The sequence below is a fragment of the Photorhabdus heterorhabditis genome (assembly GCF_018448905.1).
GTDB lineage: Bacteria > Pseudomonadota > Gammaproteobacteria > Enterobacterales > Enterobacteriaceae > Photorhabdus > Photorhabdus heterorhabditis.
In genome coordinates, this window is sequence record NZ_RCWA01000030.1 from 16383 (window position 1) to 37241 (window position 20859).

Genomic DNA, 20859 nt, shown 5'->3' on the forward strand with positions numbered 1-20859 from the left:
CGGGGTGAGTGAGTGCAGCCAACAAAGAGGTAACTTGAAAAGATAACGGGTATATAACGCAGAAGAATAAATTCAAAGGTCTGAATCTTATTAAAGAGGTCAGACCTTGATTAATTTAATTGGGGCAAGTGCAAGAAGCGGTTACGCTTCTCCCTGTGCTGATTGAATCGCAGTCAGTGCGACAGTGTAAACAATATCGTCTACCAAAGCGCCACGGGACAAATCGTTCACTGGTTTGCGCATACCTTGCAGCATTGGCCCGATTGAAACCAGATCCGCAGAACGTTGTACTGCTTTGTAGGTGGTGTTACCGGTATTCAGATCAGGGAAGATGAACACGGTAGCTTGACCGGCAACCGGTGAGTTGGGTGCTTTGGATTTCGCCACATCTGCCATGATTGCGGCGTCATATTGCAATGGGCCGTCAATGATCAGATCTGGACGTTTTTCCTGCGCTAAACGAGTTGCTTCACGAACTTTTTCAACATCACTACCTGCACCAGAGTTACCGGTAGAGTAGGAGATCATGGCAACACGTGGCTCGATACCAAATGCTTTAGCTGAATCTGCCGATTGAATGGCGATTTCAGACAGTTGTTCAGCCGTCGGATCTGGGTTGATCGCACAGTCACCGTAAACCAGAACTTGTTCTGGTAGCAGCATAAAGAATACGGATGATACCAATGAGCTACCCGGTGCAGTTTTGATTAACTGCAATGGTGGGCGGATGGTGTTTGCTGTGGTGTGTACTGCACCGGAAACCAAACCGTCAACTTCGCTCTGTTCCAGCATCAGTGTACCCAGAACAACGTTATCTTCCAGTTGTTCACGTGCAACGACTTCAGTCATACCTTTGTTTTTGCGCAGTTCAACCAGACGCGGAACATAACGCTCACGTACGGCAACCGGATCAACAATTTCGATACCGGTACCCAATTCTACTCCTTGAGCAGCAGCAACACGACGGATCTCTTCGGGATCGCCCAGCAGAATACATTGTGCAATACCACGGTCAGCACAGATAGAAGCTGCTTTCACGGTACGAGGTTCATCACCTTCCGGTAGCACAATCCGCTTGCCTGCTTTGCGTGCCAGTTCTGTTAATTGATAACGGAATGCTGGTGGAGACAGACGGTGTGGGCGTTCAGAATTCGCTGTCAGGGAATCGATCCACTCTTTATTGATATGTTGGGCAACATAGTTTTGCAGCTTTTCGATACGTTCATGGTCATCTGCGGGCACTTCAAGGCTGAAACTTTGCAGGCTCAGGGAAGTTTGCCAAGTGTTGGTGTCAACCATAAAGACTGGCAGGCCCGTTCCGAAAGCGCGTTCACACAATTGTTTAATGGGTTCATCGATGGCATAACCTCCGGTCAACAGAATTGCACCGATTTCAATACCATTCATGGCAGCCAGACAGGCTGAAACCAGAACATCTGGGCGATCAGCAGAAGTGACCAGCAGGGAACCCGGACGGAAATGTTCCAACATATGTGGAATGCTACGTGCACAGAAAGTCACGGATTTCACCCGACGGGTTTTGATCGCACCTTCATTGATAATACGGGCGTTCAGGTGTTTTGCCATATCAATTGCGCGTGTTGCAATCAGGTCAAAACTCCATGGAATGCAGCCGAGAATTGGTAGCGGACTATTTTTGAATAATGTATTTGGATCGATGTTAGCAACTATTGCTTTAGAGGATTCATCGAAAATTTCTGACAGGTCAGGTCGGGTACGGCCTTGATCGTCAACTGGCGCATTCAGTTTGTTAATAATAACACCGGTGATGTTCTGGTTTTTGCTGCCACCAAATTCAGCACGAGCCAGTTCAACACGTTCTTTTAACAGTTCCTGGGAATCATTACCCAGCGCCAGTACGAACACAATTTCAGCGTTCAGGGTTTTGGCGATTTCATAGTTCAGAGACTGAGCGAACGGATGTTTACGAGTTGGAACCAGACCTTCAATCAGGATAACTTCTGCGTCTTTGGTGTTTTCGTGGTAAAGGGCCACGATCTTTTCCATCAGTACATCTTTCTGATTCGTCGTCAGTAAGGATTCCACATAGGCCATATCCAGCGGTTCAGCGGTTTTAATGCTGGAATGAGAGCGGATGATTGTGGTGGTCTGGTCTTGTGAGCCACCGCAACGAGCTTGGGCTATGGGTTTGAAAACACTCAGGCTGACGCCTTTTTGCTCCATTGAGCGGATCACACCTAAACTAACACTGGTCAAGCCGACGCTGGTGCTGGTAGGGATCAACATAATTGTACGGGACACGGAAACCTCTTTACGGTTGCTCGTTGGTCAAAAGAGTACCGCCAGCATGGGCTGGCGGTTGGCAAAATATTACGCAGTCAGACGCGCTGCATCTTGAGCGATCACTAATTCTTCATTGGTTGGGATCACTAAAGCAAGACGACTGTTGTCGGTGGTGATAGCACCGGATTTACCGAAACGGGCGGCCAGGTTACGTTCGTGATCATATTCAAAACCTAACAGAGCCAGCTTTTTCAGTGTCAATTCACGGACCAGCGCTGAGTTTTCACCGATACCACCGGTAAAGATAATTGCATCCAGATGACCTTCCATCAATGCGGAATATGCACCAACATATTTAGCCAGACGATGGCAGTAGACATCCATAGCACGTTTGGCATCGGCTTTGGTTTCGTAGTTATCTTCTATATAACGGCAATCGCTGGTGACTTCAGTCAGACCTAGCAGGCCAGATTCTTTGGTCAGTAGTTTGTTGATTTGTTCAACGCTCATGCCCAGAGAGTCATGCAGGTGGAAAATGATAGCCGGGTCGATATCACCGCTGCGGGTACCCATTACCAGACCTTCCAGCGGCGTTAGTCCCATAGAAGTGTCAACACATTGACCATTAACGATAGCAGAGATGGAACCACCGTTACCCAAATGGCAAACAATGACATTCAGTTCTTCAACCGGTTTGTTCAGCGTTTTTGCTGCTTCACGGGAAACGAAGAAGTGGCTGGTTCCGTGGGCGCCATAGCGACGAATACCGTGTTCTTTATATAGATTGTATGGTAATGCATACAGGTAAGCTTCTTCTGGCATTGTTTGATGGAAAGCGGTATCGAAAACGGCAACGTTTTTGTCAGTCAGGTGTGGGAACCCTTTTTTCGCTTCTTCAATGCCAATCAGGTGAGCAGGGTTGTGCAATGGTGCGAATGGAACCGCATCTTTAATCCCCTGAATAACTTCTTCATTGATGGTGACCGAAGAGGTGAATTTTTCACCACCATGAACAATACGATGACCGATTGCGGCGATTTGGGCAGAAAGTTCTGGTTTTTCAGCCAGAATAGTATTAACAATAAAGTTCAATGCTTCACTGTGGGCTGCACCAGCACCTAAAGCGGCTTCATGTTTCGCACCATCCATTTTCCACTTAATACGGGCTTCAGGTAGGTTAAAACATTCAGCTAGACCAGAAAGATATTCTTCACCGTTAGCAGGATCGATGATAGCAAATTTCAGAGAAGAGCTACCGCAATTGAGGACCAGTACCAGCTTACTTGACATGGAAATACCTATATCGTGTTTGTCAATGAGTCTTACAGATAAGACATGTGATTAATAAAACGTCAATTACTCATCAGCGTAGCGCATAATAGTGATGACATTAAATGATTAACATCATGCTAAGTGTAAAGAGCATGATGATAAGGTGTAAATTTTCAAAAAAACCTTTTTTTGCTGCCCTAATGTTAAGATATAAGGTGATTTGTTAACAAAATGAGCCTAAATGCAGTGAAAAAGGTAAAAAATGCCGCTTTACCGCTGTGTTCAGCATAAAAGTGGGTGTAGGATACCGATAGCTAGCAGTAAAGACAAAATATACTTAATCCTACAAAAAATATTTTATCATTTACAACCTTTTTTTAAAAATTATGTTTTAAATTGATCGAGGTCATGATGAACGCAATGCCTCCTGCCAGTGGCGGATGGATAAAGAAGATGCAACTGGGTCAAAAATATATGAAGACCTGGCCGATTGAGAAGCAACTGGCGCCAATGTTTCCTGAAAACCGGGTTATTAAGGCAACCCGTTTTGGTATCCAGTTTATGCCACCATTGGCTATTTTTACCCTGACGTGGCAAATCGCTTTGGGTGGTCAACTTGGCCCCGCTATCGCGACTGCACTATTTGCATGTAGTTTGCCAATACAGGGGTTATGGTGGTTGGGGAAACGGGCATCAACACCATTACCTGTGGCATTGCTGAAATGGTTTCATGAAATCCGTGATAAATTTGCCGAAGCAGGTATTGCAATGGCACCTGTGCAGCAAACGCCTACTTATCAATCTCTTGCTGAAATTCTCAAACGGGCATTTAAACAACTTGATCGGTCGTTTTTTGATGATATTTAGCTGGAAAATATCATGAGATTGGATCAGGTCGATTGGTGTTTGAAATCGGTGATTGAGAAATCTGCAGATAAAATAGCGGCTCATGGCAAAAAACAGGCATGTTGTTGATCGTAATTAGAGATTTTCCCCCAATAAAATAGTCTACTAATCAAGATGAAGTTTTCGACATATCTTCTTTTTCGTTGATAGAGGCCATTTTGAATAGTGAACTCTTGTGGGTATTGACCCTGTTATTGATAGCTATCGTTCTTTTTACCACCAATAAATTGCGTATGGATATTGTTGCGTTATTGGTGATTATTGCATTTGTCATGAGTGGAACGCTGACACTGGGTGAAGCAACCAGTGGTTTCAGTGATCCCAATGTCTTACTGATAGCGGCCTTGTTTGTTATTGGTGAGGGGTTGGTGAGAACGGGTGTCGCTTATCAAATGGGGGACTGGTTGGTAAAAGTTGCCGGAAACAGCGAAACCAAGATGTTGGTTTTATTGATGATGACTGTTGCGGGGCTTGGTGCTTTCATGAGTTCTACAGGGGTCGTCGCGATTTTCATTCCCGTTGTGCTCAGTGTTGCGGCAAGAATGCAAATTTCTCCAGGGCGGTTGATGATGCCTCTGAGTTTTGCCGGGCTTATCAGTGGAATGATGACGTTGGTAGCGACGCCGCCTAATATGGTGGTTAACAGTGAGTTAATCCGTGAAGGGCTGCCTGGTTTCAAATTTTTCTCAATTACCCCTATTGGTTTTCTGATTCTGTTTGCTGGCATTAGCTATATGTTGATTGCTCGTCATTGGCTGGGAAGCAATCAGCCGGATAAGGGGCGTGACAAATGGAACCGCCGTACTTTCCGTGATCTTATCCGCGATTATAAATTATCCGGTCGTGCTCGTCGTCTGGCAATCCGGCAAGATTCCCCGTTGATTGGCTTCTCTCTGGATGAATTGAATCTGCGCGCCCGCTATGGGGCTAATGTCGTTGGTATTGAGCGTTGGCGGCGCTTCCGGCGTGTTATGGTTAACGCGACTGGAATACAGAACTGAGAGAACGAGATGTATTGCTGATTGATATGTCAGACAGTGACGTGGATTTGCGGGAGTTTTGCAGTGAGCAATTATTGGAGCCGATGGTGCTGCGTGGAGAGTATTTTTCTGCGCAATCCCGTAATGTGGGTATGGCTGAAGTATCGCTGATCCCGGAGTCAGATTTGCTGGGTAAGTCTCTACGCGAGATGAGTTTTCGTACCTGTTATGGTTTGAATGTTGTTGGCATCCGGCGTGATGGTGAGCCGTTGTTGGGCAAACTGGTGGATGAGCCACTACAACTTGGGGATATTTTACTGGTTATTGGTGACTGGAAATTGATCAGCGTCCTGAAAACCAAAATGCGCGATTTTATTGTACTCAATCTGCCCGTTGAGATTGAGGAGGTGGCACCGGCAACATCACAGGCTCCACATGCACTTTTTAGTCTGGTGCTGATGGTTGCCATGATGTTGACTGATGAAGTACCCAATGTGATTGCCGCATTGATAGCTTGTCTGTTGATGGGAAAATTCCGCTGTATTGATATGGAAAGTGCTTACCGATCCATTCACTGGCCTAGCATAATTCTGATTGTCGGCATGATGCCATTTGCATTGGCGTTACAGAAAACGGGTGGGATTGATCTAATTGTCCGTGGTCTAATGGATATTGCCGGTGATATGGGGCCAAGGGTGATGTTGTTATGTCTGTTCGTGCTTTGTGCCATTATTGGTTTGTTTATTTCTAATACGGCAACGGCGGTATTAATGGCACCGATAGCTATTGCGGCTGCGCGTGAAATGGCTGTATCACCCATGCCATTTGCCATGATTATTGGTGTGGCAGCTTCTGCCGCATTTATGACTCCAGTTTCATCACCCGTTAATACTTTGGTTCTTGGCCCAGGTGGTTACAAATTCTCTGATTTTGTCCGTCTGGGGGTGCCATTTACCCTGTTGGTGATGGTGATAAGTGTGCTGGTTATTCCTTGGTTGTTCCCATTTTAATGTGGGATATCGAGGCTAATTTCGTCGAGTGACAGGCTAAACCCCGGTACAAAAACTTGCATAAAATAATCCATCTCTTGGCTGTGGCGATCAGCCAAGGTTTTTTCAAGCCGGGTTTTTGCCAGATTGAATTCACTGTTACCTGCCGAAAGTTCTTCCAGACATTTGAGATAAGCACACAGGGAATCGGCTTGTTTAACAATAAAAATTTCTTCTTCTGTATGCTGGCTGTCATCCAGTATTGAACGGAAATCTTCTTGCAACTCTGTTGGTAGCATTTCCAGCAATCTCTTTTGCGCGATTTTTTCTATCTTTTTGTACTCACGAGCAATATGTGGATTGTGATATTTGACTGGGGTCGGTAAATCCCCGGTGATAACTTCGCTGGCGTCGTGATACATGGCCAGCAACGCGATACGTTCAGCATTCACATTGCCGTTAAATTTGCGGTTTTTGATGATAGCTAAAGCGTGAGCGACGAAAGCAACCTGTAGACTATGCTCGGAGACATTTTCTGTACGCACATTGCGCATAAGCGGCCAACGGTTAATCAGTTTCAAACGGGAAAGGTGGGCGAAAAAGTGGCTCATAATCATCTCTTACAATGGAACATCGTTTTTGTTGTGAGTGGTTGGCAGAGATATACCTGTTATCTTTCAAGTTGCCTCTTTGTTGGCTGCACTCACTTACCCCGGTCACAGAGTTCTCTATGACATAGTTCTTTATAACATAGTTATCTATGCTCCCGGGGATTCGCTCCCTGGCCGTCGCGATCCATCTTGAAATCTATTGGGTATAAGTAAATTTTGAAGTCGCTTGTTAATTTATCCCTGACTTTAAGCAGGAAATACTCTTAGCTAACACATTAACAATATTCGTTAACTGGAGACCAGCAGTATAACATCCCCAAGATGACTGGTTAATTTACATTTACTATTACCGGAAACGTTATAATCGTAATGGAAATATTTTTTAAAAGAAATTTATTTTTCCATTCCATTTTGCATACAAATTGTATACAAATATTTCACCTAATTTACAATAGGTCACTATTACTTCAAGTACTCTTTTTTATCAAGTTTAACAAATGCAATGTTTAATTCTTTTTTGTCTTTAAAAATCCTTATATAATCACTATAAGACCCCTATAAAATAAAAAAAATTAACCTTTGTTACCGGTAAAAAATGAAAATTTACTGGCTTTATTCTGTAAAGAACTATCATCTTATGTCAGTAAAGCAAGTATTGGAAATTACTATCAAGGATCTGTATCTGGCAGGTGATGTTTTGTCAGTGAAGAAGAATTAAGCAAGCTAATTTGTTGGTTGTAGAAGAAATGGGTTTTCTTCTACAACTGATAAAACTCATGGTGTGGATATGGCGTGAATAATGCTCATTATCAGTAGGACTTACGTTTTAACAAACGGCTCTGATTTTTTTACTGATGATATTTGCCAATAAATCTGGCGAATTTCTGAATCGCCATTTCCAATTCATCGAGTCTTGGCAGTGTCACTATGCGGAAGTGATCAGGTTCTGGCCAGTTAAATGCGGTTCCCTGCACTAACAAAACCTTCTCCTGTAACAAGAGGTCAAGTACCATTTTCTGATCATCGTGAACGTTAAAACGCTTAGCATCAATTTTTGGGAACATATATAAAGCCCCTTTGGGTTTCACACAGGAAACGCCGGGGATTTGATTAATTAATTCCCATGCATGGTTACGCTGCTCATATAAACGACCACCAGGTAAAATGAATTCGCTGATACTCTGATAACCACCTAAAGCGGTTTGAATCGCGTGCTGCATTGGCACATTTGCACATAAGCGCATTGATGCCAACATTTCTAAGCCTTCAATATAACTTTTAGCGTGCTTTTTCGGACCGTTTAATACCATCCAGCCTTGACGAAAACCTGCCACGCGATATGTTTTAGATAATCCGTTAAACGTTACCGTTAACAGATCTGGAGCGAGTGCAGCAATTGAATGATGCTCGGCATCGTCATATAAGATTTTGTCGTAAATCTCATCAGCAAAAATGATTAAATTATGCTGACGCGCTATTTCAACAATTTCCAATAGCAATGCTTTGCTATATACAGCACCCGTTGGATTATTGGGGTTAATAATCACAATTCCACGTGTACGGGGAGTAATTTTGTTACGGATGTCATCCAGGTCAGGAAACCAATCTGAGTTTTCATCGCACATATAATGTACGGCTTTACCGCTAGAAAGTGAAACGGCTGCGGTCCAGAGAGGATAATCAGGAGCAGGAACCAGCATTTCATCGCCGGTATTCAGTAATGCTTGCATTGCCTGAACGATTAATTCAGAAACACCATTTCCAATATAAATATCTTCAACACTCACATCCAGCATATTGCGGGCTTGATAATGTTGCATGATGGCTTTACGCGCAGAATACAAGCCTTTTGAATCTGAATAACCCTGTGCTGTTGGTAAGTTACGGATAACATCTACCAAGATTTCATCTGGTGCTTCAAAACCAAAAGGTGCTGGATTACCAATATTTAACTTGAGGACTTTATTACCTTCTTCTTCCAGGCGTTTAGCTTCTTTGAGCACAGGTCCGCGGATGTCATAACAAACATTATCGAGTTTGCTGGATTTTTTAACTGTTAGCATTGAGAATTTTACCTTAAATCTTGGTAGAAAATGGGGTTCGTTAGCATATAGTGTGTAACATTTAATGTACTCTTCCCGCCTGACGTTTTGAAGGTGTGTTGATATATTTGGTTAAAATGATTGTGTTAGTAAGGATGTGGTTGTTTTAGTGTCTTTTTATGCTCATTAAGTTGGATTTAAATTCTTTATTTTTAAGTATTATTGGATTTATGTTCTTTGATGTTGTTGTTTTTTAGTGTGGAAATGAGATGTTTTTAACGTTAAAGCAGTGTGTCTGGCGATTACGGGGAGAAAATGCGCATAGCTCAATTTGCCAATAAAAATCATTATGTTTGTATAATTTATTCTTATGTATAAGATTTGGCTTGAATTGGCAATTCAGTACTATATATTTTAGAAAGTTCGAACAATATTTTTGAGCATTTCTGGAAACTAGTTGTAAATTTATCTGAATAGGATTATTAAACATTAACAATATTGAAGATTTTTACTTTATATTTAGTTTTTCTGATATAACTTATGTTATTCTTTGACGTGAGTCAGAAAACAAAATAATCAAACTAGAAATCACATATAGGGTGTTGTAAATAGGGATTGTCCTCAGTTCTATTTAGGAATCCGAGTAACTTTTGCTAAGAAGAGGAGAAAATAAAACCCACAATGGGTTCAATAGGTAAAAAAACAGCAGTAAATCTTTGCCCTATTTAATAGAGTAGAGTACTGTCTAATCATCGATGTTATTTAATTTGATAGTGCTTACGTAAAAACACCAGGTTAGTTAGTAATTAAAATCAAAAAAAAGTGATGAATAAACAATGATAAATGCAAATCGTCCGATAATGAATCTCGATCTCGATCTGCTAAGAACTTTTGTTGCTGTTGCTGATTTAAATACTTTTGCAGCAGCAGCAGCAGCAGTATGCAGAACGCAATCGGCTGTAAGTCAGCAAATGCAACGTTTGGAGCAGTTGGTAGGTAGAGAGTTGTTTGCCCGCCATGGCCGTAATAAGCTTCTTACAGAACATGGTCTTCAACTTCTTGGTTATGCAAGACAAATTCTGCGCGCTAATGATGATGCCAGCGCATCATTGACCTATAGCGATGCAGAAGGTGAGTTGAGAATCGGGGCATCCGATGACACTGTGGATACACTGCTCCCTTTTCTGTTAAATCGTATTGCTTCTGTTTATCCGCGTATGGCAATAGATGTTCGTATAAAACGAACTCAATTTATTGAAAGTATGTTGGATAACCATGAGATCGATTTGGCACTGACCACCGCGAAGATCAGTCACCACCCAAGGACTGTTTTGCGCTCAACCCCAGTATTATGGCATTGCGCTCCAGATTTCCAGCTACAGCCAAACGAACCTATTCCGCTGGTTGTGATGGATGAAACTAACCCATTTCGCCAGTTAGCATTAGATACGCTGGATGAAGTGGGAGTGTCGTGGCGGATTGCTTATGAAGCGGCTTCTTTGTCTGCGGTTCGCACAGCAGTCAATGCGGAAGTGGGGATTACTGCCCGTCCTTTAGAAATGCAAAATGCTGATCTGCGTATTCTAGGTGAGAGTGAAGGACTTCCTCGTTTGCCTGAAACCCAGTTCTCTCTATATAGACATAGTAATGAACAAAATGAATCTGTTCTGACTGTTTTTAGTGCAATAGAGAATAAGAAAACACCATACACGATATCTAGTCTTGCTGAAGAGCCTTCTGATGGTGACGATAATATCGATGAGTAATATCTGAAACATTCACCCTTAGCTAATACCTCCATTATGGATGATCAGGAGGTATTAGCATCTCAAATATATTTATAAGTAATTATCAACTAAACACACCTTATTTTACCGTTATGCTAATTGCTGAATATACGGTAGCTTTTTTCCTAATTTCCTTATGATTTGGTTAACAAATTGTTACTTTGTTAACAAGGTAATAATTTGTTTAATTGATAAAATAAGAATTTCTATAGTTAATTAGAGCATTTCTCTTATCGATGTATAAGAAAATATAATTTCTTCAGATTTGAATGAATTATCATCAGCATTCAAAATTTTTTCTGCTAAATTGTGTACTTGATCAAAGAAATATTCCCTATGAGACAGTGGAAAGGCAGGTTTTTCCTGAGATAATGATGTAGTAAAAGCGAGTTATCGGTTAAACTAGTTTCCGCTGCTGTTTATGTGTCAACTGACTGACACGTTTTAGCAGCTTGGTAGCACAATCCGTTAAGATCAAGTTTGCTGTTTGTAAATAAATGTTAGATTAATTTTGTCATAACAGACAAAATATTGTTGAGAGGAGTAAAAACCAAGAAGATCCACTCCATCAATCATTGATTAGTAGTGTTTCAGATTTGGTTGTTACCCCTTCCCTTGAATCGATGTGGTGCAACACTGCCAGACAAAAGAGCAGACATTTTTGACACCACTTTTGATGAGTAAGCAATGAGTATGTCAACATCCACTGAACTCTTTGCCCATCACTGGGCATTCGCGGTATTTCTTTTAGGTGCTTTCGGTCTGTGTGCTTTGATGCTGTTAGGGGCGTTTTTCTTGGGCGGGAAAGCTAAAGCCCGGGCAAAACACATCCCTTATGAATCAGGTATTGATTCTGTCGGCAGTGCTCGTCTCCGCATGTCGGCAAAGTTCTATCTGGTCGCCATGTTTTTCGTCATCTTCGATGTTGAAGCTCTGTTCTTATATGCATGGTCAGTCTCCATTAAAGAGAGTGGCTGGTTAGGCTTTATCGAAGCAAGTATTTTCATTTTGGTGTTACTGGCAGGCTTGTTCTATCTGGTACGTATCGGTGCGCTGAATTGGACGCCATCCCGATCAAGTCGCCAGGTAAATAAACCAAGTGTTGTAATTAACACTAATAACAGTCATCCGCAGTAATAGCGAGGCATTAAAGATGGATTATACGCTCACCCGCATAGATCCGAACGGTGAGAATGACCGTTATCCCCTGCAAAAACAGGAAATTGTCGCTGATCCACTAGAACAACATGTCCACCGTAGTGTTTACATGGGCAAACTGGAGCATGCTCTGCATGATTTGGTGAATTGGGGGCGTAAAAACTCCCTGTGGCCCTACAACTTCGGTCTTTCCTGTTGTTATGTGGAAATGGCGACATCATTCACTGCTGTTCATGACGTTGCCCGTTTTGGGGCTGAAGTTTTACGTGCATCGCCTCGTCAGGCAGATTTTATGGTGGTAGCTGGAACCTGCTTTACCAAAATGGCTCCGGTTATTCAGCGCCTTTATGACCAGATGCTTGAACCGAAGTGGGTTATCTCCATGGGAGCATGTGCTAACTCTGGTGGTATGTACGATATCTACTCTGTGGTGCAAGGAGTCGATAAATTCATCCCCGTTGATGTTTATATCCCTGGTTGTCCTCCCCGCCCTGAAGCTTATATGCAAGCTCTGTTGTTGTTACAGGAGTCTATCGGTAAAGAGCGCCGTCCATTGTCGTGGGTAGTGGGAGATCAAGGGGTTTACCGTGCCAATATGCAGTCAGAAAGAGAACGTAAGCACGGGGAACGTATTGCAGTGAAAAATCTGCGTACACCGGATGAAGTTTAAAAATCTGCTTTTTAGGCAGTAGGCGTTATTGGTACATGACAGACAAAACAGCCTAATGAATGTGACCAGAGCAATGTGTTGCGATACTAATCCTGATCAAAACAAACACTGATCAAAGCGTTGTGGTGAAAAATGATGATAGATCAGATAGCGCAAGAAAGCGCCCGGCCTGCGTGGCAAACTCATGACCATCTTGATGATCCGGTAGTGAGCGAACTGCGTAACCATTTTGGCCCGGATGCCTTTACTGTTCAGCCAACTCGTACCGGTATACCGGTTGTCTGGGTGAAGCGTGAACAATTACTGGAAGTAATGACTTACCTGAAGAAGCTGCCTAAACCTTATGTCATGCTATTTGATTTGCATGGCATGGATGAACGTCAGCGTACTCACCGCCAGGGTCTGCCAGATGCAGACTTTTCTGTGTTTTATCACCTGCTTTCTATTGAGCGTAATCGCGACATCATGTTGAAGGTTGCGCTCAGTGAGAAAGACCTGAATCTCCCGACTGCAACGCCTCTATTCCCAAATGCCAATTGGTATGAGCGCGAAACATGGGAAATGTTTGGGATTGTCTTTAATGGTCATCCGAACTTACGCCGCATTATGATGCCACCAACTTGGGAAGGGCATCCGTTGCGTAAGGATTATCCGGCTCGTGCGACAGAGTTCAATCCTTTCGAGCTGACCAGGCAGAAAGAAGATCTGGAAATGGAAGCATTGACTTTCAAACCAGAAGAATGGGGGATGAAACGCGGTACTGAGAATGAGGATTTCATGTTCCTTAACCTTGGGCCTAACCATCCTTCTTCTCATGGTGCATTCCGTATTATTCTTCAGTTGGATGGTGAAGAGATTGTCGATTGTGTACCTGATGTTGGTTACCATCATCGCGGTGCGGAAAAAATGGGTGAGCGTCAGTCTTGGCACAGCTATATCCCTTATACCGACCGCATTGAATACCTTGGTGGCTGCGTCAATGAAATGCCTTATGTACTCGCGGTGGAAAAACTGGCTGGTATTGAAGTGCCGGACCGGGTGAAAACCATTCGTGTCATGTTATCGGAGCTATTCCGTATTAACAGTCACCTGTTGTATATCTCGACTTTTATCCAGGATGTTGGCGGGATGACGCCAGTGTTCTTTGCCTTTACTGACCGACAGAAAGTTTATGATCTGGTGGAAGCTATTACAGGCTTCCGTATGCATCCGGCATGGTTCCGCATTGGTGGTGTTGCTCATGACTTGCCGCGGGGTTGGGATAGATTGTTGCGCGATTTGCTGGACTGGCTACCTAAACGTCTTGATTCCTATGTGAAGGCGGCACTGAAGAACAGCATCCTGAAAGGCCGTTCTATAGGCGTTGCTGCCTATAATTCTAAACAAGCTCTTGATTGGGGTACGACTGGAGCAGGCTTACGGGCAACGGGGGTTGCGTTTGATGTGCGTAAATGGCGCCCATACTCCGGTTATGAAAACTTTGATTTTGAAGTGCCAATTGGTAATAACGGTGATTGCTATGACCGTGTGATGTTGAAAGTAGAGGAAGTGCGTCAGAGCCTACGTATTCTGAGGCAGTGTCTGGACAATATGCCTGAAGGCCCATTCAAAGCAGATCACCCACTAACGACTCCACCACCAAAAGAACGTACTTTGCAGCATATTGAAACCATGATTAATCACTTCTTACAAGTGTCATGGGGGCCGGTAATGCCAGCAAATGAGTCTTTCCAGATGATTGAAGCAACCAAGGGTATCAACAGTTACTATCTGACCAGTGACGGCAGTACCATGAGTTATCGTACTCGTATCCGTACACCGAGTTATCCGCATTTGCAGCAGATTCCTTCGGTAATCCGCGGTGGTTTGGTCTCTGACCTGATCGTGTATCTGGGCAGTATCGATTTTGTTATGTCTGATGTGGATCGCTAACTATGCAAAGAGAAATTAACGCGAATGAGCAACAGGCGCGCCTTGATGTGGTTAACGTGACAGTGTCTCAGGCAAAAGCAGATTTTGTGCTGAGTACCGAAGAGCACGATGCTATTGAGCAGGAAAAACACCACTATGAAGATCCGCGCGCTGCTTCTATAGAAGCACTGAAAATTGTGCAGAAGCATCGTGGTTGGGTGCCGGATGGTGCCATTTATGCGATTGCTGATGTTCTTGGTATTCCAGCCAGTGATGTTGAAGGTGTGGCAACGTTCTACAGTCAGATTTATCGCCAGCCAGTGGGCCGTCATATTATCCGTTATTGTGACAGTGTGGTTTGCCATATTACTGGTTATCAGGATGTTCAAGCTGCAATTGAAAGACATTTGAATATCTGTCCAGGGCAAACTACACAAGACGGGCGTTTTACGCTGTTGCCAACGTGTTGTCTGGGTAACTGTGATAAAGGTCCGACCATGATGATCGATGACGATACTCACAGTTCTGTAAAACCTGAAGAGATCGAAAAGTTATTGGAGCAGTATCCATGACAGCATATTCAGGAATAAAAGAAATGATCCGTACTGCGGAGACCCATCCTCTTACCTGGCGTTTACGTGATGACAAACAGCCAGTATGGTTGGATGAATACCGTAGTAAGAACGGTTATCGCGGTGCTGAAAAAGCACTGAAAAGCATGGCTCCAAATGAAGTGGTTTCTCTGGTAAAAGATGCCGGGTTGAAAGGCCGTGGCGGTGCAGGTTTCTCCACTGGCCTTAAATGGAGCCTGATGCCAAAAGATGAAAGCATGAATATCCGTTATCTGTTGTGTAACGCAGATGAAATGGAGCCGGGTACTTATAAAGACCGCTTGCTAATGGAGCAACTTCCTCACTTGCTGGTGGAGGGGATGCTGATCAGTGCATTTGCCCTGAAGGCTTATCGTGGTTATATCTTCCTGCGTGGTGAATATGTGGAAGCGGCTGTGCATCTGCGTAAAGCCATTGAAGAAGCCAAAGCAGCAGGTTTGCTGGGTAAAAACATTATGGGCAGCGGTTTTGATTTTGAGCTGTTTGTTCATACTGGGGCAGGGCGTTATATCTGTGGTGAAGAAACTGCACTGATTAATTCACTGGAAGGCCGCCGGGCTAACCCTCGTTCAAAACCTCCATTCCCAGCAACTTCTGGTGCATGGGGTAAGCCAACATGTGTCAACAATGTTGAAACCTTGTGTAATGTTCCCCCAATTTTAGAATACGGTAAAGAATGGTATATCGGCTTGAGTGAAGGCAAAAGTAAAGATGCCGGTACCAAACTGATGGGTTTCTCTGGTCGGGTGAAAAATCCGGGATTGTGGGAGCTGCCATTCGGTGTCACTGCTCGTGAAATTCTTGAAGATTATGCTGGTGGTATGCGTGACGGCCTGAAATTCAAAGCATGGCAACCCGGTGGTGCAGGAACAGATTTCCTGACTGCCGAACATCTGGATCTGCCAATGGATTTCGAAAATATCGCTAAAGCGGGCAGCCGTCTGGGAACTGCATTGGCAATGGCTGTTGACCATGAAATTAACATGGTTTCTCTGACGCGTAACCTTGAGGAATTCTTTTCCCGTGAATCCTGTGGCTGGTGTACACCGTGCCGTGATGGATTGCCATGGAGTGTGAAAATTCTGCGCGCAATAGAGCGTGGAGAAGGACAGCCAGGGGATATTGAAACGCTGGAGCAGCTCTGTCGCTTCCTTGGGCCGGGTAATACATTCTGTGCCCACGCACCGGGAGCTGTGGAACCATTACAGAGTGCCATCAAATACTTCCGTGATGAATTCGAAGCTGGAATTGTGACCAAAGACTATGGAAACACCCACCTGATTGCGGGTATCCAGTCAAACCTGCTAAAGCAGCGTTGGTAATGGATTCTTCACGAAATTAGCAGAATTTTTGATTAACACTTGCTGAAAAGCAGGTCACTTGGAAGCATGCTGACTATGGCTACGATACATGTAGACGGCAAAAAATATGATGTAGACGGGGCTGATAACCTGTTACAAGCTTGCCTCTCTTTAGGGCTAGATATTCCTTATTTTTGCTGGCACCCGGCGCTGGGAAGCGTTGGCGCTTGCCGCCAGTGTGCGGTAAAGCAATATCAAAATGCGGATGATACGCGCGGTCGTCTGATTATGTCCTGTATGACTCCGGCAATGGATGGCACCTTTATCTCTATTGACGATGAAGAAGCTAAACAGTTCCGTGAGAGTGTGGTTGAGTGGTTGATGACTAACCATCCGCACGATTGTCCCGTGTGTGAAGAAGGGGGCAACTGTCATTTGCAGGATATGACTGTGATGACGGGTCATACATTCCGTAAATACCGTTTCACTAAGCGTACTCATAACAATCAGGAACTAGGGCCGTTTATTTCTCATGAAATGAACCGCTGTATTGCCTGCTATCGTTGTGTTCGCTATTACAAAGACTATGCTGACGGCACTGATTTTGGTGTCTATGGTGCTCACGATAACGTCTATTTTGGTCGCCCTGAGAGCGGCACTCTGGAAAGTGAATTCTCCGGTAACTTGGTAGAAATTTGCCCAACCGGGGTATTCACGGATAAAACCCATTCCGAGCGTTATAACCGTAAATGGGATATGCAGTTTGCGCCAAGCATCTGCCAGCAGTGCAGCATCGGTTGTAACACCAGCCCGGGGGAGCGTTATGGTGAATTACGCCGTATCGAGAACCGTTATAACGGTACGGTAAACCACTATTTTATGTGTGACCGCGGTCGTTTCGGTTATGGTTATGTGAACCGTAAAGATCGGCCTCGTCAGCCACAGCAATTACGTGGTGATCACTGGATCGCACTTAATGCTGAACAGGCAATGCAGGGGGGGGCAGATATTTTGCGCCAGGCCAAAAATGCCATTGGTATCGGCTCACCTCGTGCCAGCCTGGAAAGTAATTTTGCACTGCGTGAGCTAGTGGGGGCGGAAAACTTCTATAGCGGAATCTCTGCTGCTGAACAGCACCGCCTTGATATGATGCTGGAAATTCTTCAGCAAGGTGGTGTTTATACGCCATCACTGCGTGAAATTGAAAGCTATGATGCGGTGCTGATTTTGGGTGAAGACTTAACTCAGACGGGTGCTCGTATGGCACTGGCGGTTCGTCAGGCGGTGAAAGGCAAAGCCCGTGAAATGGCGGCAGCCCAGAAAGTCGCTGACTGGCAGATTGCGGCTGTGATGAATATTGGTCAGCGTGCTAAATATCCCCTGTTTGTGACTAACGTAGATGATACTCGTCTGGATGATATTGCTGCGTGGAATTACCGTGCACCGGTTGATGATCAAGCTCGTTTTGGTTTCGCAATCGCTCATGCATTGGATAACACTGCGCCGGCGGTTGAAAATCTGTCGGATGAACTGAAAGCTAAAGTGGATATGATTGCGCAGGCATTGATTGGCGCGAAGAAACCCCTGATTATCAGCGGTAGTAACGTTGGTAATGACGCTATCATTCAGGCGGCGGCCAATGTTGCTTGGGCACTGAAAGACAAAGGTTCAGATGTGGGGTTATCGTTTGTTGCCATTTATGCGAACAGCATTGGATTGGCAATGATGGAAGCTCAGCCATTGGATGCGGCTTTGCGACGCATAAGCAGTGGTAAATCTGATACGGCTATCGTGATGGAAAATGATCTCTATCGGCATGCCGCAGAGGATCAGGTAGACAATGCTCTGAACAATTTGAAAAGCTTGGTTGTAGTTGACCATCAGCGCACTGCTATCATGGATAAAGCCCATTTGGTTCTGCCGGCTTCCAGCTTTGCAGAAAGTGACGGTACATTGGTGAATCAGGAAGGCCGAGCACAGCGTTACTTCCAGGTTTTCGAACCCTCTTTCTATGACAAATCAGTGGTGATGCTGGAGAGCTGGCGTTGGTTGCACTCCCTGCATGCAACTTATACCGAACGTCATTTGGATTGGATTCAGCTTGACCATGTTATTGATGCCTGCGTTGCAGTGATGCCACAACTTAAAGGCATTGTTGATGCGGCACCAGATTCTACATTCCGTATTCGTGGTCAGAAGTTAGCGCGTTCACCGCACCGTTACAGTGGTCGTACCGCTATGCTGGCAAATCTTAGTGTACATGAGCAACGTCAACCACAAGATATTGACTCGCCGTTTGCTTTCTCGATGGAAGGTAACAATAGCCCTGATGCATATCGTCAACAGATTCCGTTTGCATGGGCACCGGGCTGGAACTCACCGCAGGCTTGGAATAAATTCCAGTCGGAAGTGGGGGGGCATCTGCGCTTTGGCGATCCCGGTATACGCTTGATTGAAGCAACTGACGGTGGTCTGAACTATTTTGATCAGATTCCGGCGGAATTTACTGTACAGGATAACCAATGGATAGTGGCTCCTTACCACCACCTGTTTGGCAGTGAGGAATTAACCCAGCGTTCTGATGTGATTCAGGAACGTATGCCGGAGCCTTATGTGATGCTCAATAGTAAAGATGCGGATCAACTGGGTGTGAAAATCGGTTCTATTCTGGAGTTTGATTGTTTTGGTCAGCAACTGCGTTTGGCAGTCCGTCTGAGTGACAATCTTGCTCAGGGGCAGATTGGTTTACCAATGGGAATGCCGGGCATTCCTCCAGTCATGGCGGGTGTTTCAGTGAATAATTTGCGGGAGGTTGTATGATGAATTGGCTAACCCCCGAAGTTATTGATGTGCTGATTGCTATTCTGAAGGCAGTGGTGATCCTATTAGTGGTGGTTGTTTGTGGGGCTTTAATGAGCTTTGGTGAACGTCGCTTGCTGGGATTGTTTCAGAACCGTTATGGACCAAACCGCGTAGGTTGGGGGGGATCATTACAGATCGTCGCTGACATGATTAAAATGTTCTTTAAAGAGGACTGGGTCCCCCGTTTTGCTGACAGACTGATCTTTACCTTAGCACCAGTGATTGGTTTCGTTTCTCTGTTGCTAGCGTTTGCCATTGTACCGGTCACCCCGACTTGGATGGCCGCAGATCTGAACATCGGTATTTTGTTCTTCATGATGATGGCAGGTCTGGCTGTCTATGCGGTCCTGTTTGCTGGATGGTCAAGTAACAACAAATACTCGTTACTGGGGGCGATGCGTGCTTCTGCACAAACCCTGAGTTATGAAGTGTTTATCGGCCTCTCTTTTATGGGCGTTGTTGCTCAGGCAGATTCCTTCAATATGGTAGATATCGTCAATGCACAGGAACACATGTGGAATATCATTCCCCAGTTCTTTGGTTTCCTGACTTTTGCTATTGCTGGTGTAGCGGTGTGTCACCGTCACCCATTTGACCAGCCGGAAGCAGAGCAGGAGCTGGCTGATGGCTACCACATTGAATACTCCGGTATGAAGTTTGGCCTGTTCTTCGTTGGTGAATATATCGGTATTGTCACGGTTTCTGCCCTGATTGTGACAATGTTTTTTGGTGGTTGGCATGGTCCATTCCTGCCGCCGTTTGTCTGGTTTGCGCTGAAAACAGCATTCTTCATGGTGATGTTCATCCTGATACGTGCATCTTTACCGCGCCCACGTTACGACCAGGTAATGGCATTTGGCTGGAAAATCTGTTTGCCGCTGACCTTACTTAACCTGCTGGCGACTGCGGCAGTGATTTTGTACAACGCTCAATAAGGGGGGAATGAACCATGACATTGAAAGAGTTAGTGGTTGGTTTCGCCACCCAGGTACGCAGTATTTGGATGATTGGCCTGCATGCCTTTCATAAGCGCGAAACCCAAATGTATCCAGAGGAACCGGTTTATCTGCCACCCCGTTACCGTGGCCGTATTGTGCTAACGCGTGATCCGGATGGTGAAGAGCGTTGTGTTGCTTGTAACCTTTGTGCGGCAGTTTGCCCGGTGGGGTGTATCTCATTGCAAAAGGCTGAGCATAAAGATGGTCGTTGGTATCCAGAGTTTTTCCGCATTAACTTCTCACGCTGCATTTTTTGCGGTCTGTGTGAAGAAGCTTGTCCGACTACTGCGATCCAATTAACACCAGATTTCGAAATGGGTGAGTTTAAACGTCAGGATTTGGTGTATGAAAAAGATGACCTGACGATTTCAGGTCCAGGTAAATATCCTGATTATAACTTTTACCGTAAGACAGGTATGGCAATTGACGGCAAATCAAAAGGTGAAGCCGACAACGAAGCGAAACCCATCGACGTTAAAAGTCTGTTGCCGTAAGG

General features: G+C 44.6%; 14 protein-coding genes and 1 pseudogene. 11 read left to right on the forward strand and 4 right to left on the reverse strand.

What is annotated here, in order from left to right; translation table 11 throughout:
• Nucleotides 1-141 precede the first annotated feature (141 nt).
• Together pta and ackA are read right to left on the reverse strand one after the other, a co-directional pair.
• The gene (gene pta, locus EAE89_RS16840) at nucleotides 142-2268 is read right to left on the reverse strand and encodes a phosphate acetyltransferase (RefSeq protein WP_188093381.1); all 2127 of its coding nucleotides are present in this window, start codon (nucleotides 2266-2268) and stop codon (nucleotides 142-144) included.
• An 84-nt stretch (nucleotides 2269-2352) separates the two neighbouring features.
• Nucleotides 2353-3555, reverse strand: coding sequence for an acetate kinase (ackA, locus tag EAE89_RS16845; RefSeq protein WP_214086273.1), 1203 nt, complete (start codon nucleotides 3553-3555; stop codon nucleotides 2353-2355).
• A 393-nt stretch (nucleotides 3556-3948) separates the two neighbouring features.
• Here ackA and yfbV point away from each other — a divergent pair, with 393 nt between their 5' ends.
• On the forward strand, nucleotides 3949-4404 hold the full coding sequence (gene yfbV / locus EAE89_RS16850; protein WP_054479394.1) for a terminus macrodomain insulation protein YfbV: 456 nt from the start codon (nucleotides 3949-3951) through the stop codon (nucleotides 4402-4404).
• A 197-nt stretch (nucleotides 4405-4601) separates the two neighbouring features.
• A pseudogene (locus EAE89_RS16855) lies at nucleotides 4602-6433 on the forward strand (SLC13 family permease).
• Here EAE89_RS16855 and yfbR read toward each other — a convergent pair.
• Both yfbR and EAE89_RS16865 read right to left on the reverse strand, forming a co-directional pair.
• The gene (gene yfbR, locus EAE89_RS16860; protein ID WP_054479390.1) at nucleotides 6430-7023 is read right to left on the reverse strand and encodes a 5'-deoxynucleotidase; all 594 of its coding nucleotides are present in this window, start codon (nucleotides 7021-7023) and stop codon (nucleotides 6430-6432) included. The pseudogene EAE89_RS16855 and the gene yfbR overlap by 4 nt on opposite strands.
• 848 nt (nucleotides 7024-7871) lie before the next feature.
• On the reverse strand, nucleotides 7872-9086 hold the full coding sequence (locus tag EAE89_RS16865; RefSeq protein WP_054479388.1) for a pyridoxal phosphate-dependent aminotransferase: 1215 nt from the start codon (nucleotides 9084-9086) through the stop codon (nucleotides 7872-7874).
• A gap of 815 nt (nucleotides 9087-9901) precedes the next feature.
• Here EAE89_RS16865 and hexA point away from each other — a divergent pair.
• From hexA to nuoI, 9 genes are all read left to right on the forward strand, one after another.
• Nucleotides 9902-10831: a transcriptional regulator HexA gene (gene hexA / locus EAE89_RS16870; protein ID WP_054479387.1), complete on the forward strand. Its 930-nt coding sequence runs from the start codon at nucleotides 9902-9904 to the stop codon at nucleotides 10829-10831.
• A gap of 708 nt (nucleotides 10832-11539) precedes the next feature.
• A complete protein-coding gene (locus EAE89_RS16875) occupies nucleotides 11540-11989 on the forward strand; it encodes an NADH-quinone oxidoreductase subunit A (protein WP_072161882.1) in 450 nt (149 codons plus the stop codon).
• Nucleotides 11990-12005: 16 nt separating this feature from the next.
• Nucleotides 12006-12680: a NuoB/complex I 20 kDa subunit family protein gene (locus tag EAE89_RS16880; protein ID WP_015833663.1), complete on the forward strand. Its 675-nt coding sequence runs from the start codon at nucleotides 12006-12008 to the stop codon at nucleotides 12678-12680.
• Between the two features lie 132 nt (nucleotides 12681-12812).
• Nucleotides 12813-14612 (forward strand): NADH-quinone oxidoreductase subunit C/D, encoded by a 1800-nt coding sequence (nuoC, locus tag EAE89_RS16885; protein ID WP_152911999.1) that lies wholly within the window; start codon nucleotides 12813-12815, stop codon nucleotides 14610-14612.
• A 2-nt stretch (nucleotides 14613-14614) separates the two neighbouring features.
• Complete coding sequence (gene nuoE, locus EAE89_RS16890) at nucleotides 14615-15163, forward strand: NADH-quinone oxidoreductase subunit NuoE (RefSeq protein WP_054479381.1); 549 nt, start codon at nucleotides 14615-14617, stop codon at nucleotides 15161-15163.
• The gene (gene nuoF, locus EAE89_RS16895; protein WP_054479379.1) at nucleotides 15160-16524 is read left to right on the forward strand and encodes an NADH-quinone oxidoreductase subunit NuoF; all 1365 of its coding nucleotides are present in this window, start codon (nucleotides 15160-15162) and stop codon (nucleotides 16522-16524) included. The genes nuoE and nuoF overlap by 4 nt, the downstream gene beginning before the upstream one ends.
• Before the next feature lie 75 nt (nucleotides 16525-16599).
• The gene (gene nuoG / locus EAE89_RS16900; protein WP_152911998.1) at nucleotides 16600-19323 is read left to right on the forward strand and encodes an NADH-quinone oxidoreductase subunit NuoG; all 2724 of its coding nucleotides are present in this window, start codon (nucleotides 16600-16602) and stop codon (nucleotides 19321-19323) included.
• On the forward strand, nucleotides 19323-20300 hold the full coding sequence (gene nuoH, locus EAE89_RS16905) for an NADH-quinone oxidoreductase subunit NuoH (protein WP_054479375.1): 978 nt from the start codon (nucleotides 19323-19325) through the stop codon (nucleotides 20298-20300). Before nuoG ends, nuoH begins: the two co-directional genes overlap by 1 nt.
• A gap of 14 nt (nucleotides 20301-20314) precedes the next feature.
• Complete coding sequence (nuoI, locus tag EAE89_RS16910; protein WP_015833669.1) at nucleotides 20315-20857, forward strand: NADH-quinone oxidoreductase subunit NuoI; 543 nt, start codon at nucleotides 20315-20317, stop codon at nucleotides 20855-20857.
• The last annotated feature ends 2 nt before the right edge of the window (nucleotides 20858-20859 follow it).

Coding starts and splice junctions, on each gene's coding strand:
- yfbV (WP_054479394.1), top strand. CDS start 3,949: ATGAACGCAATGCCTCCTGCCAGTGGCGGATGGATAAAGAAGATGCAA.
- EAE89_RS16875 (WP_072161882.1), top strand. CDS start 11,540: ATGAGTATGTCAACATCCACTGAACTCTTTGCCCATCACTGGGCATTC.
- nuoF (WP_054479379.1), top strand. CDS start 15,160: ATGACAGCATATTCAGGAATAAAAGAAATGATCCGTACTGCGGAGACC.
- nuoH (WP_054479375.1), top strand. CDS start 19,323: ATGAATTGGCTAACCCCCGAAGTTATTGATGTGCTGATTGCTATTCTG.
- nuoC (WP_152911999.1), top strand. CDS start 12,813: ATGATGATAGATCAGATAGCGCAAGAAAGCGCCCGGCCTGCGTGGCAA.
- nuoG (WP_152911998.1), top strand. CDS start 16,600: ATGGCTACGATACATGTAGACGGCAAAAAATATGATGTAGACGGGGCT.
- pta (WP_188093381.1), bottom strand. CDS start 2,268: ATGTTGATCCCTACCAGCACCAGCGTCGGCTTGACCAGTGTTAGTTTA.
- EAE89_RS16865 (WP_054479388.1), bottom strand. CDS start 9,086: ATGCTAACAGTTAAAAAATCCAGCAAACTCGATAATGTTTGTTATGAC.
- nuoI (WP_015833669.1), top strand. CDS start 20,315: ATGACATTGAAAGAGTTAGTGGTTGGTTTCGCCACCCAGGTACGCAGT.
- nuoE (WP_054479381.1), top strand. CDS start 14,615: ATGCAAAGAGAAATTAACGCGAATGAGCAACAGGCGCGCCTTGATGTG.
- ackA (WP_214086273.1), bottom strand. CDS start 3,555: ATGTCAAGTAAGCTGGTACTGGTCCTCAATTGCGGTAGCTCTTCTCTG.
- hexA (WP_054479387.1), top strand. CDS start 9,902: ATGATAAATGCAAATCGTCCGATAATGAATCTCGATCTCGATCTGCTA.
- EAE89_RS16880 (WP_015833663.1), top strand. CDS start 12,006: ATGGATTATACGCTCACCCGCATAGATCCGAACGGTGAGAATGACCGT.
- yfbR (WP_054479390.1), bottom strand. CDS start 7,023: ATGAGCCACTTTTTCGCCCACCTTTCCCGTTTGAAACTGATTAACCGT.